Source organism: Burkholderia sp. LFS061, assembly GCF_047978125.1.
GTDB classification, from domain to species: Bacteria; Pseudomonadota; Gammaproteobacteria; order Burkholderiales; family Burkholderiaceae; genus Burkholderia; species Burkholderia pyrrocinia_C.
This window is the reverse complement of sequence record NZ_JBFPFS010000047.1, coordinates 35,476-52,275: the sequence shown is the minus strand read 5'-3', so window position 1 is coordinate 52,275 and position 16,800 is coordinate 35,476. Positions and strand designations below refer to the sequence as shown.

The 16,800-nt window shown below is 68.9% G+C and carries 19 protein-coding genes; 15 read left to right on the top strand and 4 right to left on the bottom strand.

Going from position 1 to position 16,800, the window contains the following annotated elements; translation table 11 throughout:
- Window positions 1-456: 456 nt before the first annotated feature.
- The 3 genes from ACNQQL_RS29940 to ACNQQL_RS29930 form a co-directional block, all read right to left on the bottom strand.
- The gene (locus ACNQQL_RS29940; RefSeq protein WP_175961783.1) at window positions 457-726 is read right to left on the bottom strand and encodes a hypothetical protein; all 270 of its coding nucleotides are present in this window, start codon (window positions 724-726) and stop codon (window positions 457-459) included.
- 93 nt (window positions 727-819) lie between these two features.
- Complete coding sequence (locus tag ACNQQL_RS29935) at window positions 820-1,635, bottom strand: family 1 encapsulin nanocompartment shell protein (protein ID WP_347067733.1); 816 nt, start codon at window positions 1,633-1,635, stop codon at window positions 820-822.
- Complete coding sequence (locus ACNQQL_RS29930) at window positions 1,628-2,695, bottom strand: Dyp-type peroxidase (RefSeq protein ID WP_347067731.1); 1,068 nt, start codon at window positions 2,693-2,695, stop codon at window positions 1,628-1,630. Before ACNQQL_RS29930 ends, ACNQQL_RS29935 begins: the two co-directional genes overlap by 8 nt.
- Before the next feature lie 471 nt (window positions 2,696-3,166).
- Here ACNQQL_RS29930 and ACNQQL_RS29925 point away from each other — a divergent pair, with 471 nt between their 5' ends.
- The 7 genes from ACNQQL_RS29925 (at window position 3,167) to ACNQQL_RS29895 (ending at window position 7,425) form a co-directional block, all read left to right on the top strand.
- On the top strand, window positions 3,167-3,619 hold the full coding sequence (locus ACNQQL_RS29925; protein WP_347067729.1) for a phosphate-starvation-inducible PsiE family protein: 453 nt from the start codon (window positions 3,167-3,169) through the stop codon (window positions 3,617-3,619).
- Between the two features lie 41 nt (window positions 3,620-3,660).
- Complete coding sequence (locus tag ACNQQL_RS29920) at window positions 3,661-3,858, top strand: hypothetical protein (protein WP_347067727.1); 198 nt, start codon at window positions 3,661-3,663, stop codon at window positions 3,856-3,858.
- Between the two features lie 75 nt (window positions 3,859-3,933).
- The gene (locus ACNQQL_RS29915; protein ID WP_347067725.1) at window positions 3,934-4,389 is read left to right on the top strand and encodes a DUF1269 domain-containing protein; all 456 of its coding nucleotides are present in this window, start codon (window positions 3,934-3,936) and stop codon (window positions 4,387-4,389) included.
- A 32-nt stretch (window positions 4,390-4,421) separates the two neighbouring features.
- Window positions 4,422-4,670 carry a hypothetical protein gene (locus ACNQQL_RS29910; protein WP_174418547.1) on the top strand — a complete coding sequence of 83 codons (249 nt, stop codon included), beginning with the start codon at window positions 4,422-4,424 and terminating at the stop codon, window positions 4,668-4,670.
- 285 nt (window positions 4,671-4,955) lie between these two features.
- Window positions 4,956-6,488, top strand: coding sequence for an FAD-dependent oxidoreductase (locus tag ACNQQL_RS29905; protein ID WP_347067722.1), 1,533 nt, complete (start codon window positions 4,956-4,958; stop codon window positions 6,486-6,488).
- A 454-nt stretch (window positions 6,489-6,942) separates the two neighbouring features.
- Complete coding sequence (locus ACNQQL_RS29900) at window positions 6,943-7,071, top strand: hypothetical protein (protein ID WP_347067735.1); 129 nt, start codon at window positions 6,943-6,945, stop codon at window positions 7,069-7,071.
- A 30-nt stretch (window positions 7,072-7,101) separates the two neighbouring features.
- Window positions 7,102-7,425: a four-helix bundle copper-binding protein gene (locus ACNQQL_RS29895; protein WP_204420779.1), complete on the top strand. Its 324-nt coding sequence runs from the start codon at window positions 7,102-7,104 to the stop codon at window positions 7,423-7,425.
- A gap of 16 nt (window positions 7,426-7,441) precedes the next feature.
- Here ACNQQL_RS29895 and ACNQQL_RS29890 read toward each other — a convergent pair whose 3' ends face one another.
- Complete coding sequence (locus ACNQQL_RS29890) at window positions 7,442-8,500, bottom strand: sigma-54 dependent transcriptional regulator (protein ID WP_347067720.1); 1,059 nt, start codon at window positions 8,498-8,500, stop codon at window positions 7,442-7,444.
- A gap of 347 nt (window positions 8,501-8,847) precedes the next feature.
- On the opposite strand from ACNQQL_RS29890, the gene ACNQQL_RS29885 reads away from it, so the two are divergent.
- The 8 genes from ACNQQL_RS29885 (at window position 8,848) to ACNQQL_RS29850 (ending at window position 16,761) form a co-directional block, all read left to right on the top strand.
- A complete protein-coding gene (locus tag ACNQQL_RS29885; protein ID WP_072437832.1) occupies window positions 8,848-10,215 on the top strand; it encodes a sigma-54-dependent transcriptional regulator in 1,368 nt (455 codons plus the stop codon).
- 76 nt (window positions 10,216-10,291) lie between these two features.
- Window positions 10,292-12,598, top strand: coding sequence for an ATP-binding protein (locus ACNQQL_RS29880; RefSeq protein WP_347067718.1), 2,307 nt, complete (start codon window positions 10,292-10,294; stop codon window positions 12,596-12,598).
- Window positions 12,599-12,947: 349 nt separating this feature from the next.
- Complete coding sequence (locus ACNQQL_RS29875) at window positions 12,948-13,343, top strand: BON domain-containing protein (RefSeq protein WP_347067716.1); 396 nt, start codon at window positions 12,948-12,950, stop codon at window positions 13,341-13,343.
- A 27-nt stretch (window positions 13,344-13,370) separates the two neighbouring features.
- On the top strand, window positions 13,371-14,396 hold the full coding sequence (locus ACNQQL_RS29870) for an SDR family oxidoreductase (RefSeq protein WP_347067714.1): 1,026 nt from the start codon (window positions 13,371-13,373) through the stop codon (window positions 14,394-14,396).
- Between the two features lie 33 nt (window positions 14,397-14,429).
- Window positions 14,430-14,729: a DUF2795 domain-containing protein gene (locus ACNQQL_RS29865; RefSeq protein WP_072437837.1), complete on the top strand. Its 300-nt coding sequence runs from the start codon at window positions 14,430-14,432 to the stop codon at window positions 14,727-14,729.
- Between the two features lie 52 nt (window positions 14,730-14,781).
- Window positions 14,782-15,351, top strand: a complete 570-nt coding sequence (locus ACNQQL_RS29860) for a hypothetical protein (RefSeq protein ID WP_347067712.1) — start codon at window positions 14,782-14,784, stop codon at window positions 15,349-15,351.
- 141 nt (window positions 15,352-15,492) lie between these two features.
- A complete protein-coding gene (locus ACNQQL_RS29855; RefSeq protein ID WP_347067710.1) occupies window positions 15,493-16,098 on the top strand; it encodes a DUF4142 domain-containing protein in 606 nt (201 codons plus the stop codon).
- A gap of 54 nt (window positions 16,099-16,152) precedes the next feature.
- Window positions 16,153-16,761 (top strand): DUF892 family protein, encoded by a 609-nt coding sequence (locus ACNQQL_RS29850; RefSeq protein WP_072437840.1) that lies wholly within the window; start codon window positions 16,153-16,155, stop codon window positions 16,759-16,761.
- The last annotated feature ends 39 nt before the right edge of the window (window positions 16,762-16,800 follow it).

Sequence of the window (16,800 nt, the reverse complement as noted above, 5' to 3'; positions counted from 1 at the left end):
GGCCGCGCCCACGCTGTCGCGCCGCGCGCGCCGGCGAGGCGCACGGTCGCGGCGGGGAGCGCGCATGCTGCGAGGAGCCCACGGCATCGCTTCGACTGCGTTCAAAATAGCGCCTCGGCGGGAGGCATCCAAGACACAGTTGCGCGCCGGACCGACTGCGAATTGCACCCTCACATGCGCGCACGCACGGGGGACAAGGAGTACAGACGGGCGCGCACGCGGCGACGCGGGCGCGCGCGGCATGTGCAGCGTGCGATGACTGGAGGCACGGGGGAGGGAAACGCGAACGGATCGCGGTGCGACATCGGCGCGCAGGGTGCCGGTCGGCGGCAAACGGACGGTGATGCGGGTGGGCCTGCCGCGCGCGCATCGCAGCCGATGCGTGCGTGGTGGCCGAACGAGAGGTCCAGTTGCACGGTACGGGCCGGACATGGCGCCAACCGTGGCGAACCGCGATCAGTCGGACAGTTTCATCGCGAGCCGCTGGCGGGCGATCTGCTTCACGTCCGTCGACAGTGCCGCATTCGGCAGACCATTGGCCCAGACGGAGAACGAATCCTCGATCAGGTTGCGCGTGTCGGGCGGCAACTCGGCCAGCATCAGCGACACGACGGTAAACAGCACGGCGGTGTCGCTGGCCTCGCTGCCCGCGTTCGCATCGACCGTTTTCTTCAGGCTGTCGACCGACGCTTGCAGTGCCTGCAATGCATCATTCGTATCGCTCATGACATTCTCCATGCAAGATGGGTTCGATCGGCGACGAACATGCGGCCGGTCGCGCGCGACGCCCGGGCGGGCATCGCGCGCAGGCAACCTGGATCAGGCCGCGGTGCTGGCCTGCGGCGCCACGGCCACCGATGCTTCGCTCGTCAGCATCAGGAACGTGAAGGTTTCGCGCAGGTACAGGCGGACGGCCTTGTCGCTATGGCTCGTGTAGCCGATCGATACGTCTTCCCCGAGGTGCAACTCGTAATCGCCGCCGCGCATCGACAGCACGCAGCCGCCGCTGAGCGCCGGCGCCCAGATGATCTCGCCGCTGACGATCCGCTTGATGTGGCCGAGAACCGGATACCCCTGGTCGCGCGCCTCGCTGAGCGCGGTATACGCGTCCGAGCCGAGCACCACCGAGTACGGGCCGTCGACGCCCGCGAGCCGCAGCGCTTCGAGCGCGTCGCTGATCGCGTCCGGGTACGCGCTGACGTCCGCCGGCAGCGTGAGCTTGCGGTTCGACGTGCCTTCGCGGATGCCGACGATGCTGGCGGCCGGGTAGCCGTCGAAAATCGCGTTGTCCTCGGCGAACGCGAGCCGCTGCGCGGCGTCCTTCGCCGGTTGCCAGTCGGCGTCGCGCGCGCCGCGCTCGACGCTGTCGATCGCATCGCGGCTCAGTTCGAACGGCACCGTCAGCTCGACGATCGTGCGGACTTCGCGCAGCCGCGCGTTCACCTGCTCGCGCGGCGCGGCGACCTCCACCAGGTGCCCGGTGCCGACGGCCGACAGCTCGGGGCCCGCGGGGCCGTCGACGTCGACGACGCGGCGGCCGGCCACCGAGCGTTTGAAGGTGCGCGCCACTTCCTCCTCGATTTGTTCCCAGGCGGACGACGAGATCGGGGCGAGTTCGCGGTGCAGGTTATTCATAGGCTTGGGTTCCTTTCAGCGAGCCGATTTTCAGCGAGCCGTCGCGCTGCGGCGCGGACGACGAGGATTCCGGTTGCGCGGCGTCGGCGGCCGGCGCCGCGCGATCGGCGAGCGCTTCGAGCAGGTCGGCCGACGGCACGAAGAACAGCGAGCCGGTGACCGCGCGGCTGTAGTCGAGCAGGCGGTCGTAGTTGCCGGGCGGGCGGCCGACGAACATATTCTCGAGCATCTGCTCGATCGGCGCCGGCGAGCGCGCATAGCCGATGAAATAGGTGCCGAATTCACCGGCGCCCGGACGCCCGAACGGCATGTTGTCGCGCAGGATCTTCACTTCCTGGCCGTTCTCGTCGAGCGTGGTCAGCGAGCTGTGCGACGACGACGGCTTCACGTCCGGCGCGAGCTCGATGTCGGACAGCTTGGTGCGGCCGATGATGCGCTCCTGCGTCTCGACCGCGAGCGCGTTCCAGCCGGCCATGTCGTGCAGGTACTTCTGCACGATCACGTAGCTGCCGCCCGCGAATTCGGCATCTTCATCGCCGATCACCGTGAAGTCGACCGCTTCGCGGCCTTCGGGGTTCTCGGTGCCGTCGACAAAGCCGATCATCGCGCGCTGGTCGAAATTGCGGAAGCCGTGCACCTCGTCGACGACCGTGACGGCGCTGCCGAGCGCGCCGAGCAGTTGCGTCGCGAGTTCGACGCACAGGTCCATCGCTTCGGCGCGGATGTGCAGCAGGATGTCGCCCGGCGTCGCGACCGCGACGCGCTGCCCGGCGCCGAATTCGCGGAACGGATGCAGCGACGCGGGGCGCGGGTCGCCGAACAGCGTATCCCACGCGTCGGCGCCGAAGCCGCACACGCAGGTCAGGTTGCCGCCGGGCACGCGCTTGCCGACCGAGCGCACGAGCGCGGCGATGTCGCCGCACCATGAACGGATCGTGTCGGCGCGATCGGCGCCGGGATTGATCGTTGCCACGAGGAAGATCGCGCTGCGCGTGATCGGGCTGTGAACGGCCTGGGAGAGCGGGGGAGGTGTCTGCATCGCGGCCTGCCGGTCAGTCATGTCGGGGCGGACGGGCCGCGGCTGCCGCGGCGCGCGAAGGCGAACGGTTGGACTGTGTCATGCGACTGTTCTCTTTGTGACATGCGGATGAAGGACGTTGCGCGGGCATCGCGCAACGGGCCGCAGCGGCGGCGGCCGGCCGCCCGGCGCGTGACTTGCCCGCACCGCGCAACGTCGTCGAGCATGCAATCTAGCAGCTTCGGCGGGTCTTTGGAACACGTATCGTCAATCTGTCATTCGAATGGGTCAAACGGGGCCGGAATTTGCGCGGCGGCCGCGCAGCTGTACTCCTGGCATGCGCGGCGCTGTGCTCTTGAGCGTGCGTGCAGCGTGCAGTAGATTAGGTTCCGCTGCGCCGCCGACGAGGAGCGTCACCATGAACCTGCTGGAAGCGATGCGTGTTTATGTCGCGGTGGTCGAGCATGGCGGCCTGTCCGGCACCGCTCACGCATCATCACACCGACCGTCAACTTGAATACGTCCACCGTTTCCTGTTCTCCGTCCGAGCGCATCCGTCGCCGCTTCGGCCATTTCCTTCACGCGGCCGAGCTGGCCGGGCTGATCGTGATCGGGCTCGCGACCGCGTTCGCGATGACGCAGGAAGCCTGGAAGGTCGTGCTCGCGGGCGAGGTGTCGCTGACCGACCTGCTGCTCATGTTCCTGTATCTGGAAGTGCTCGCGATGAACGTGCGCTACCTGCGGCTCGGCCGGTTGCCCGTGCGGTTTCCGCTGTTCATTGCGATGACGTCGCTCGCGCGCGACCTGATCCTGCGCGGCGCGACCGACAGCCCCGAGCGGATGCTGATGACGACGTTCGGGATCGTGCTGCTCGCGGTGGGCGTGCTGATCCTGAGCTTCGGCCAGCATCGTTTTCCGGCCGACGTCGACGATGTCGAGGAGGATGCGCATGTGGGGGGCCGGTGACGCGCGAACGATATGCACCATGTTTCTACAGCAGGGGCTGGATGAGCACGCATTCCGTCGCAACGAAGCAGGCGATCGATTTGCAGCACGCGTCGTCGGACGCGTATCGGCAGGCGCGCGACGCGCGTGACGCCGATCCGGCGCGCACACGTGCGCCGTCCGTCGTCGCGATGCAGCAGGCGGCCGCGCATGCGTATGTCGAGGCAGCCCGCGCACGTGTCGAAGCCACAGGCATCTGAATGAACACCGGGTTGCCGGCGCGCCGCGCGATGTGTGCCGGCAGCATATGCGCATCCACACGAGAGAGGTGTCGAATGACCAAGCAACTGATCGTCGCCGTGTTCGGCAGCGTCGACACGGCCCGTCAGGCCGCGAACGATTTCGAGGCGCTGTCCGAGAAGAATGAAGGATTCCACATCGAGAACGGCGTCGTCGTCGAAAAGGACGCGGCCGGCAAGCTCGCGGTGCTCGCCGCCGAATCGCGGCCGTTCAAGGGCGGCGTGATCGGCGCGATCGCGGGCGGCCTGCTCGGGATCCTCGCCGGGCCGCTCGGCGTGGTCACGGGCATGGCGGCCGGCGCGGGTGCCGGCATCCTCGCGGACGCGGCCGGCAACGCGCTGCTCGACGGCACGTTCGTCGAGACGGTGGCCGCGCGGCTCGTGCCCGGCAGCGTCGCGATCATTCTCGAGGCGAAGGAAGCCACGCCGTTCTCGGTCGACAACGTCGTGACGGGATTCGGCGGCAAGGTCTTCCGCCAGGCGCTCGGCTGAGCGCCGCCTTCCAACCGCTTCGGGAGAACAGCATGCGCATCGATCAATCGTACCGGCGCTTCGACATCGCGGCGACGCTGTCGCCGCTGCCCGGCAACCGCGCGATCGCGACTGTCGACGTGACGACCGAGGATCCGGCCCGCATCGCCGATCTCGGCACCGGCTACTTCCTGCAGATCCGCAAGTGGGTCGAGTCGAACGACGTCGAGCAGCTGACGGTGGTGTTCGACGAGTGCAAGGTCGCGATCGACCACTACGCGGACAACGTCGACGACGCGTGAGTCCACGCGGGCCCGCGCATCGCCGAGCCGTGCGCGCGTCGGTGATGGGAGAACCTCCGGTGACGGAATGAAGACGGAACGGCACGCGAATTGCGCGGGCCGCGCGGAACTACGATTACACGGCGGCTGCGTGTTGCGCCGCAACGTCGATGACGTTCCACGCCGGTCATGGATCGCGTACAAGCTACAGTCGGTGTTTGCGTGCGCCGCGGGGCGTTTGTACCTGTTCTTTTCATGAAGGACGCCGATAATGGGATCGTTACCTGACTCTGCGGGAGCGATGTCATGTCCGGAAGCGATTCCTCGTCTTCACACCCTGATCTCGCGCTGGGCATCGCGCTCGACGACATCGCCGACGGCGCGATGATCGAGGGCCATGTCGGCGACGCAGCGGTGCTGCTCGTGCGCCGCGCCGACGAACTGTTTGCCGTGGGCGCGCAATGCACGCACTACGGCGCGCCGCTGGCCGACGGCCTGCTGGTCGGCGACACGATCCGCTGCCCGTGGCACCACGCGGCGTTCTGCCTGCGTACCGGCGCGCGGCTGCGCGCGCCGGCGCTCGACGGGCTGCCGTGCTGGCGCGTCGAACGCCGCGACGGTCGCGCAATCGTGCTCGATGCGCGGCCGGCCGCCGCGCCGCCGGCGCTGAATGCGGCCGGGTTGCCCGCATCGGTGGTGATCGTCGGCGGCGGCGCCGCTGCGATCGCGGCCGCCGTGACGCTGCGGCAGGAAGGTTATCCGCATCCCGTCACGCTGCTGAGCGCCGACCGCGATCCGCCGTACGACCGGCCGAATTTGTCGAAGGACTATCTCGCGGGCACGGCCGACGCCGACTGGCTGCCGCTGCGCGCGCCGTCGTTCTATACCGACCATCGAATCGACGTGCGGTGCGGCACGCGGGTCGCGCGGATCGATCCCGCGCAGCATGCGGTCGAGCTGGCCGACGGCGGCCGCGTCGGATACGGCGCGCTGCTGCTTGCAACGGGCGCCGAACCGAACCGGCTGACCGTGCCCGGTGCGGATCTGCCGCACGTGTGTGTGCTTCGCTCGCGCGCCGACGGCGACGCGCTGATCGGCAAGCTGAAAACGGCGCGCCGTTGCGTCGTGGTCGGCGCGAGCTTCATCGGGCTCGAAGCGGCCGCTGCGTTGCGCACGCGCGGGCTCGACGTGCATGTCGTCGCGCCCGATGCGCAACCGATGGCGCACGTGCTCGGCGAAGCGCTCGGCGACGCGATCAAGGCGCTGCACGAATCGCATGGTGTCGTGTTCCATCTCGGCACGACGCTCGCTCAAATCGCACCGGACAGCGTGACGCTGTCGACCGGCGACGTGCTGCCGGCCGATGTCGTGGTGGTCGGCATCGGCGTTCATCCGAACGTTGCGCTCGCGCAGGACGCGGGGCTTGCGGTCGAGCGCGGCGTGACGGTCGACCGCTTCCTGCAGACGAGCGCGCCCGGCGTCTACGCGGCCGGCGACATCGCACGCTGGCCCGATCCGCTGACGGGCGAGCACATTCGCGTCGAGCACTGGGTCGTCGCCGAGCGGCAGGGCAGCGTCGCGGCGCGCAACATGCTCGGGCAGCAGCAGCCGTTCGACGCGGTGCCGTTCTTCTGGAGCCAGCATTACGACATGACGGTCAACTATGTCGGGCATGCGGAGCAATGGGATCGCGTCGAGATCGACGGCGACCTCGGCGCGCACGACTGCTCGATCGCATACTGGCGCGGCGACACGCGGCTCGCGATCGTGACGATCGGCCGCGATCTCGACAGCCTGAAGGCGGAAGCGGCATTGGAGCGGCAGATTGCAGCCGTGTGACAGCGGCCCGGCCAGCTCGGGTGCCGGCAGGTCGACGGGCGCGCCGTCGCGGAAGATCCGCACCTGCGCGACCCGCGCGCCGTTTGCGTTGCGCGTCGCTTCGACGCGAATCTCGTGATCCGCGAAGGTGTCGGTTGCGTGCATCGGTCGGGGCCCTCCGTCGGTCGTGAACGCGGATCCGGCGGTGCTGCGTCGTACGACACGCAGTCGTGCGTTCGCGCGTGACGGCCGTCACGCAGCGCCTGATGGGAATGATTCTCGCGGCGATCGCGATGCAGATGATCGTCGCGAGCCTGAAGGCCGCGTCCGCGCTGCCGCATTGAAGGCGACGCCCGACTCGACGCAAACCCGCCGCTGTTTGACCTGACGCTAGCGCCGTTGCGCGGGCGCGCGCCTTGCTCGATCAGTTCGACGGTCACGTTCGCCGTCCCGCTTTCGACAACGAGGGCCGCACATGAAAGCCGTCATGTTTCTCGGCATCGGCGACATTCGCATCGATACGGTGCCCGACCCGGATATCGCCGATATGGCCGATGCGGTCGCGCGCGAACCGGGCCGGATGAAGGTGCAGCTCGAACCCTGACGTATGTGAACCGGAACGAGGAGCGATGCGATGGACGATCGATACGACAACTGCATGGCCGCGTGCGACGCGTGTGCGCATGCGTGCGATGCGTGTTTGGCCGCGTGCCTCGCGGAACCCGACGGGCACGCGCTGGCGGCCTGCATCGCGCTCGATATCGAATGCGCGCAGCTGTGCCGCTTCGCGTCGGGCGCGATGGCGCGCCGCAGTGTGCTCGTGCCGAGCGTGTGCGCACTGTGTGCGCAGGCGTGCGACCTGTGCGCGACCGAATGCCTGCTGCATGCGCACGATCATTGCCGCAACTGCGCGCTCGCGTGCGAAACGTGCGCGGCGATGTGCCGCGCGATGGCATGAGCATGCGCCGCCGCGCTCACTGATTCGGTGCGCCCGGCGGCGGGGCTGCGCTCGCGCTGGTGGTGGCGATGGTGGCGGCGCCTGCGTCACCGGGGTTCGGCGCCGCAGCGCCGTTCACCGCGCTGCGCTCGTGCTCGGGCAGCAGCGCGAGACGGTTGTACAGCGTCTTGAGGCTGATGCCGAGCGCTTTCGCGGTGCGCGGCTTGTCGCCGTTGAAATGCCGCAGCGACGCGGCGATGAAGCGCTGCTGCGTGTGCGCGAGCGTCGTGCCGATATGCAGCGTCATCGCGTTGTGGCGCACTTCCTCGTGCGGCGGCTGGCGGCGCGGCAGTTGCAGGTCGATCTGCTCGTCCGCGAGGATGAACGCACGCTCGAGCGCATTGCGCAGTTCGCGCACGTTGCCGGGCCACGTATACGCGCGCAGCGCCTTCATCGCCTGCATCGACAGGCGCTTTCTCGTGCGGTGCCGCGCGTTCAGCCGCTCGACGATCTGCAGTGCAATATCGCCGACATCGTCCTCGCGCTGCCTGAGCGGGGGCACATGCAGCGCGATCATCGCGATTCGGTAGAACAGGTCTTCGCGCAGGCGCCCGCTGCGCACGGCCTCGACGGGATCGTGATGCGTGGCCGCGACGATCCGCACGTCGAGCGGAATCGATTCGTGGCCGCCGACGCGCACGATCGTGTTCGATTCGAGCGTGCGTAGCAGCTTGACCTGCAGCTCGCCCGGCATTTCCGCGATCTCGTCGAGGAACAGCGTGCCGCCGCACGCGGCCTCGAACATGCCCACATGCTGCGCGACCGCGCCGGTGAAGCTGCCTTTTTCGTGACCGAACAGATGCGATTCCGCGATGTCGGGCGCGATCGCCCCGCAGTTGACGGGGACGAACGGCCCGCGCCGCCGCGGGCTCAGGTCGTGCAGGAGACGCGCGACGATATCCTTGCCGGCGCCGCTTTCCCCGACGATCAGCACGCTGGCGTGCGTGGTCGCGACGCGCGACACCTTCAGTAAAAGGGCCTGGATCGTACGCGAGCGACCGAAGAGTCGCTCGCTGTCATCGCCGGTTTTCGCCATGGCGCGATATCGAATCAGGAAGATTTGACCGAATATTGTCGAGGTCTGATGAAAAAACGACGTGGCATGCGTCGTTTTCCTGTACGGAGCTTACCTTTTATACAAACGGCGCGACATTGAATCTGGCAATGCGAGCCGCCGCGGCAGATAGATTTATTCGATGAGCGACGAATGCGCGACCGGGGTCTTCTATACTTCGAAGCAGCGTTTTTCATTGCAGGACGGCCGGTCCGCTCATTGGTATGCAGTGCGGAAGGTGTTGCCGTGTGCCGGCCGCGCGTGCTGCGCCGCACATCCGTCGCGGTTCCGGCCAGTGCCCGCGCCGGGCCGCCTCACAAGGAGCCTCGATGCCCTATGTCCTGATCGTCGAAGACGATGCCGATACGCGCACGATGCTCGCGACACTCGCACGCACGCAGCAGCTCGCATGCGATACGGCCGCGACGCTCGAAGAAGCGCGCACGCTCGTCACGACGCATACCCCCGATCTCGTGCTGTGCGATCTCGTGCTGCCGGACGGCAACGGCATGGATCTGTTCGACGCATTGCCGAAACGCTCGCACTGCGAAATGGTGTTGACCACCGGCCACGCGAGCCTCGAAACCGCGATCGACGCATTGCGACGCGGCGCGACCGACTATCTCGTGAAGCCGCTGAACATGCAGCGGCTGAACAGCATCTTTGCGCGCGTGCCGCGCACGACCGCGCTGCACGAAGAGATTGCCGAGCTGCGCTCGGAGCTGAAGCGCCTCGGGCGTTTCGGCCGCATGCTCGGCAGCTCGCCCGCGATGCAGGCCGTCTACGATGCGATCGGCCGCGTCGCGCGCACCGAGGCTTCGGTGCTGCTGACGGGCGAATCGGGCACCGGCAAGGAACTGGCCGCGCAGACGGTGCACGACCTGAGCCTGCGCCGCCGCGGCCCGTTTCTCGCGGTGAACTGCGGCGCGATCGCCGCGAACCTGGTCGAGAGCGAGATGTTCGGCCACGACCGCGGCAGCTTCACCGGCGCCGAGCGCCAGCACAAGGGCTTCTTCGAACGCGCGGACGGCGGCACGCTGTTTCTTGACGAGATCACCGAGATGCCGGTCGAATCGCAGGTCAAGCTGCTGCGCGTGCTGGAGACGGGGCGGCTTACGCGGCTCGGCTCGACGCGCGAGATCGACGTCGACGTGCGCATCGTCGCCGCGACGAACCGCGATCCGGAGGCCGCGATGGCGGACGGCAAGCTGCGGCCCGACCTGTTTCACCGGATCAACGTGTTTCCGATTCCATTGCCGCCGCTGCGCGAGCGCGGCGACGACATCCCGATGCTCGCCGACGCGTTCCTGCAGCATTTCAACGAAGAGAGCGGCCGGCATCTGCGCTTCGCGCCGGCCGCGCGCGAAGCGCTGAAGACCCACGAATGGCCCGGCAACGTGCGCGAACTGCGCAACTTCGTGCAGCGCGCGAGCATTTTCAGCGATGCGGACGTGATCGAGACGCTGCCGCCGCCGATCATGGAAGAGCTGTCGAACATGGTCGATTCGCACGAGGATCGCGTGACCGTGCCGTTCGGCACGCCGCTCGAGGAAGTCGACCGGCGGCTGATCCTCGGCACGATCGCGCAATGCGGCGGCGTGAAGGCGCAAGCGGCCGAAGTGCTCGACGTCAGCCTGAAGACGATCTACAACCGGCTCGCGCAACTGGAAGACGAAGCGGACAAGCCGGATTCCTGATGCCGCCGCGATCGCGCTCGTGCACCCGTTCCCGCGTGGCGTCACGCATCGTCGTCGCGCGGCAGGAGCGTATCCGATGATCGACTTTTCGCGCATGCGCGCCGGGAATTACGCAACGGCCGTGATGCTGGTCGCGATCGCGACCGTGCTGCAGGCGCTCGCGATCCGCTTCGGCGGCGTGAACCTGCCGTTCGTCCTCTACTACCCGCTGCTCGCGGGCGCCGCGTGGGCCACCTCGTTCCTGTTCGGGATGGTGGCGACCGTGATTAGCGGCATGCTCGTGTGGACGCTGTTCCTGTCCGATCCGGCTGCCTATACGGAGCCGCTGCCCGAGCGGCTCGTCCGGCTCGGGACGCTCGTGCTGATCGGTGCGCTCGTCTGCGCGATTGCGTCGATGCTGCGGCACGCGCGACTCACGAACGAATACGCGCGCCGGCGCGAAGCGGCCAGGCATCGGCGGCTCGAAACCGTGTTGCAGGCGCTGCCGCATGGTGTGATCGCAACCGATACGAACGGACGGCTCACGTACATGAACGCGGCCGCGGCTGCACTCGTCGGCTGCGCACCAGCCGATGCGACGGGCCGCGCCGCGCGCGACGTGCTGCGGGTGTTCGATCGCGCCGGCCGCCGCGTGCCGGCGACGCCGCTCGATCGCGCGCTCGGCGGCGCGGGCGTCGTGTCCGACCAGCACTGGCTGCATGCGGACGGTCGCGAGCCGGTGCCGATCGTCGAGGTCGCGTCGCCGATCGCCGATGTCGACGGCAACATCGACGGCGCGGTGCTGCTGTTGCGCGATGCCGGCGCGGATCGTTCGCGCGTCGACGCGTCGCGGCTGCAGCGCGCGGTGGTCGACGCATCGCCGGACGCGATCGTCGGCGTCGATGCCGGCGGCCGCATCGTCAGCTGGAACCCGGCCGCGCAGCGCCTGTTCGGCTATGACGAAGGCGACGCGCTCGGGCGCGCGTTCGAATCGCTGGTCGCGATGCGCTGGCTGAAACGCAGGCCGTTCGCCGAATCGTTCGACGATATGCGCGAAGCGGTTGGGCCGATCGACCTGCTGTGCGTGCGACGCGATGGCCGGCGCTTTCGTGCGACGGCGGCGGCGGGCCCGGTGAGCGGCGACGCGCGTGCGTGCGTCGCGCTGTCGCTGACATTGCGCGAAACCGGCGCGCAGCGCCTGCGCGACCTGCGCACGCTGCGCTCGCTGCAGCGCGCGCGCCATGCGCGCGACCAGGCCGATACGTCGAACCGCCTGAAGGACGAGCTGCTTGCGACGGTATCGCACGAATTGCGCACGCCGCTGAACGTGATCTACGGCTGGGTCGAGGTGCTGCGCAACGCGGGCGACGACGCGCTGCAGCAGCAGGCGATCGACGCGATCGACCGCAGCGCTCGCTCGCTCACGCGGATGGTCGGCGACATCCTCGACGCATCGTCGCTCGCGACCGGCAAGCTGCAGCTCGACGCGATGCCGGTGGATGTCGTGCGGCTGTTCTCCGACTCGGTCGGCGCGTTCCAGACGGCCGCGTCGTCGGCCGGTATCGTGCTCGAGTTCGAATGCACGGCGGCCACCTGCATCGTGTCGGGCGATGCCGAGCGGCTGCGGCAGATGCTGTCGAATCTCGTGTCGAACGCGCTCAAGTTCACGCCGAGCGGCGGCGCCGTGACGGTCGCGCTGGCGCGCGTCGATACGCGCGTGGTGCTGACCGTGTCCGACACCGGGCAGGGTATCGCGGCGGAGTTCGCGCCGTTCGTGTTCGACATGTTCCGCCGTGCGGACGATTCGCCCGCGTCGTCGCGGCGCGGCCTCGGGCTCGGCCTGTCGATCGTGCGGCATATCGTCGAACTGCACGGCGGCAGCGTGGCCGTCGAGAGCGCGGGCCGCAATCGCGGCGCGACGTTTACGGTGACGCTGCCGGCCGGCTGGCAGCCGATGGGCGCGATGGCCTGGGGGATCGCGCAGGCGGATGGCCGTCACGAGCCGCTCGTGCTGGATGCGCAGCGCATCCTGATCGTCGACGACGATGCAACGACGCGCGCGAGCCTGACCGCCGCGCTGACCACGTTCGGCGCGACTGTCGCGATCGCATCGTCGGGCCGGGAAGCGCTCGCGGTGGCCGCCGACATGCGGCCGACCGTCGTGCTGTCCGATCTCGCGATGCCGGACGGCGACGGATTCTGGCTGCTCGATGCGTTGCGGCGCAGCGCGATGAACGGCGGCGGCGGGCTGTCCGACCTGCGCGTGCTGGCCGTGACCGCGCACGCGGGCCTCGCCGACGAACGCCGCGCGCTCGAAGCCGGGTTCGAAGGTTATCTGTGCAAGCCCGTCGACGTGCGCGAACTGGCGCGCAAGATTGCGCAGGTAACGAAGCGCACCGGCTGACGCCGCGCATGCGTAGCGCGCCGTCGTGCCGGGGTTCCGCGGGTATCTCCTTTCCCGCGCCGGTGCGCGTTCGCCGATCGATGCGATTCCCTCATGATGTCGCCCGATGCGGGCAGTCGCGTCGACGCGCGCCCGTTACCCACCCGTTAAGTGCCCGTTACCCGCCCGTTACCCATCGCCCGGCAATCGTCATGCCCGGCAGATGCGCGCCGAAAAAATTACAACGCATTGGATGAAAGCACCTCCACCAGGCGCCACGCGCGTGCATGCGGCGCCGGCGCCGCGGCACGCGCCTTGCGCGGGTGACACGTGCCCGCCGGCCATGCCGGCCCGACGAAAGGAGGTCACGATGAAGATATTCCCGCTGCAAGCCCGGTCACCGCGATCGGGTCGTCATCCCGCAAAGCGCATCGGCATGGCCGTCGCGATCGCCGCGGCCACGGCCTGCGCAATGGTCGCGCCGAACGTGCTCGCCGCCGGCGACGACAGCGCCGCGTCGTCGTCGTCGCATTCGACGACCGGCATGAAGATCCGCGACGCGACGATCACGACCAAGGTGAAGGCCGAACTCATCGGCACGAGCGGCCTGACGGCCGGCGACATCCATGTGAAGACGCGGCGCGGCATCGTGACGCTCACCGGCAGCGTGCCCGACGAGCAGCAGCGTACGCAGGCCGTCGGCGTCGTGAAGCAGCTCGACGGCGTGCGGAGCGTGCGCGATCAGCTGACCATCCGGCCCAAGTGACGTCGGCGCCGTAACAGGAGTCCAGTCATGAACTGCATGCTCAAACCGGTCGGCGAGCAGACGATCGTGATTACCGGCGCGACGAGCGGCATCGGCCTCGTCACCGCGCGCAAGGCGGCACGGCGCGGCGCGAAGCTCGTGCTGTTCGCACGCAACCAGGAGGCGCTGAACACGTTGTGCGATGAAATCCGCCAGCACGGCGGCCTCGCGGTGCCGGTCGCCGGCGACGTCGGCAACATCGAGGATCTGCAGCGCGCGGCCGCGGCCGCAGTCGATACATATGGTGGTTTCGATACGTGGATCAACAACGCGGGCGTGTCGATCTTCGGCACGGCGGCCGCCGTGCCGCTCGAGGATCAGCGGCGGCTGTTCGATACCAACTACTGGGGCGTCGTGCACGGGTCGCTCGTCGCGGCCGACCATTTCCGGCGCAAGAGCGATTTCCACGGCGGCGCGATCATCAACATGGGCAGCGAGGCGTCCGACGCGCCGGTGCCGCTGCAAAGCGCCTACGTCGCGTCGAAGCACGCGGTGAAGGGCTTCACCGATTCGCTGCGGCTCGAGATGGAAGCGGACCACCTGCCCGTATCCGTCACGCTGATCAAGCCGGCCGCGATCGATACGATGTTCGTGATCCACGCGAAGAACTACATGAACGTCGAAGCGAAGCTGCCGCCGCCGATCTACGACCCCACTCTCGTCGCCGACGCGATCCTGATCGCGGCCGCGCACGCGCGCCGCACGCTGTTCGTCGGCGGCGCCGCGAAATTCGCGTCGGCGAGCGCATACCACGCGCCGCACCTGTTCGATCGCGTCGCGGCCACGCTGTTCTCGCGCGGCCAGCGCACGGTGCGGCCCGCGCGGCCGCGCGACGACAACGCGCTGTACGAGTCGCGTCACGCGCTGCACGAGCGCGAAGGCATGGACGGGCCGGTGCTGCGCGGTTGCGCGTACAACACGGTGGTGCAGCGGCCGAAGGTCGCGGGTGCGGTCGCGCTGGGCGCGGCGCTCGTGGTCGCCGCGCTCGCGCGTTCGCGACGCGCTTCCACGTGAGCCAAGCCCGGCATTTTTCCGAAGGAGGCTTCGATGACATCCCGATTGCACACGGGCCACGAACTCAGCCGCTCGCGTTCGCACGAAGGCGAGCGCGCGGTGCAGGACCGCGACAAGGGCGGCCACCAGACCGGGCACGGCAAGGCGCCGGGCCCGGTCGACATCCGGAAGACGCTGAAGGGGCTCGACTATCCGGCGAGCAAGGCGGACGTCGTCCAGTGCGCGGAGCGCGCGCATGCGGACCGCGGCGTGATCGACCTGCTCACGCGCATTCCCGATCGCGAATACGGCACGCCGGCGTCCGTGTCGAAGGAACTCGGGCGGCTGATGTAAGCGCCGCCATGTCGCGCCGCCCACGCGGCGCACCGTCACGAGGAGCACGAACATGGCGATGATCGTCGCAGGCCGCTTCACGACGTTCGACGAAGCGGAAGGCGGGGCGCGCTACCTGTACGAACGCGCGTTCGGTCCCGACGACGTGTCGATCTTCTTCCTGAACCCGGGCGGCCAGCATGCGCGCTTTCCGATCGGCGGCGACGTATATGCCGACTCGGCGGCTAAGCCGGGCGGCCGCGGCGCGATGATCGGCGCGATGCGCGGGTTGCTGATCGGTGTCGTCGCGGGGCTGGCCGCTTACGCACTCGGCGTGCGCGAGTGGTTCGTGCCGGCCGCCGGCGCGCTGGCCGGCGCGTATCTCGGCGCGCTCGGCGGCGCGCTCGGCCGGATGCGCGGCGAGCGCGTCGAAGGCAAGGGCGCGCTCGCGCACAGCGACACCGGCGTGATCCTGGCCGCGCGCGTGACGCCCGATACCGCGAACACGGCGGAGGACGTGCTGCGCGCGACCGGCGCGATGTCGATCGAGCGCGTCGAAGGCGACTGGCAGGACGGCGAATGGCACGACTTCGATCCGGTGCGCCGGCCGGACGCCGCCGCGTCGGGGAGCAGGACGAACTGATCGGCTGCAACGCGCCGCTCGCGTCCGGTCGTGCGAGGGCACGCGAGGGCGGGACGGGCCGGACATCGCGCCCGAACGGCGGTTCGATCGGCGGCGGCTGGCGGTTGTCCGTCCCGGCCGCCCCAAGCAAGGAGAAGACGGATGAAGCACTTCAACTGGACGATCGCAGCACTCGCCGCGCTCGCGCTCGCTGTCCCGGGCCTCGTGCATGCGCAGATGCCGGGCGGGCCGCCCGCGTCGAATTCGCGCGCGCCGGGCGGCGTGATCGACCCGTCGTCGGGCGCGGGCGATGCGCGGATCGCGAAGGCGCCGCAGGGCGGCGACGCGGAATTCATCGACAAGGCCGCGATCGCCGGCAAGGCCGAGGTGCAGGCGAGCCAGCTTGCGCTGAAGCAGGCGCAGTCGCCGGACGTGCGCGCGTTCGCGCAGCGCATGGTGGCCGATCACGGCAAGGCGAACGCGCGGCTGAACGAGATTGCCGCGCGCAAGGGCATGAAACCGCAGGCCGATCAGATCGCGGACCCGGACGTCGAGGCGCTGCGCGGCAAGAGCGGCCACGATTTCGACGTCGCGTACGTCGCGGCGGCCGGCCCCGATGCGCACCGCAAGGCCGTCGCGCTGTTCGAAGGCGAGGCGCGAGACGGCGGGGACGCCGAACTGCGCGCGTTTGCGAGCGCCGCGCTGCCGACGCTCAGGCATCACCTGAGCCTGGCGCAGGCGCTCGAGCGCAAGGTGGGCGCGCAATGACGCGTGCCCGTTCAACCCCGGGCCGCATGTGCGGCCCGTATCCTGGAGACGTTCATGGCACACCGGCAACAGAAGCACGAAGGCATCCGCGAACTGCTTTGTCAGGCGTATGAAACCGAGCTTGGCGGCGCGAAGATCTACGAGGCTGCGCTGCAGTGCGCGACCGACGAGGATTTGCACAAGGAATGGGAGAAGTACCACCGCGAGACGCTCCATCATCAGGAGGTGCTGCGCAAGGTGTTCGATACGCTCGGCATGGATCCCGACGCGCAGTCGCCCGGGCGCAGCGCGGTGGCGGCCACCGGGAAGTCGCTCGTCCACGTGATCGAGCAGGCGCGCAAGCAGGCCGATCCGGCCGTCGCGCAGATCGTCGCGGCCGAATGCGTGGTGCTCGCCGAGACCAAGGACCACCTGAACTGGGAGCTGATCGGCTATGCGGCCGACCAGTTGTCGGGCGATGCCGCGAAGGTGCTGAAGGGCGCGCACGACGAGGTCGAGGCCGACGAGGATCACCACCTGTACCACACGCGCGGCTGGGCACGCGAGATGTGGATCGAGTCGATGGGCTTCAAGGCCGTGCTGCCGCCGCCGGAGGAGGTGAAGAAGGTCGAATCGGCGGCCGATGCGGCGCGTGCCGAACGCTCGCGCGGCAAGATGATGTAACGGGAGCGGCAGCCGGGCAGCGGCGGATTGCCGGCGGAC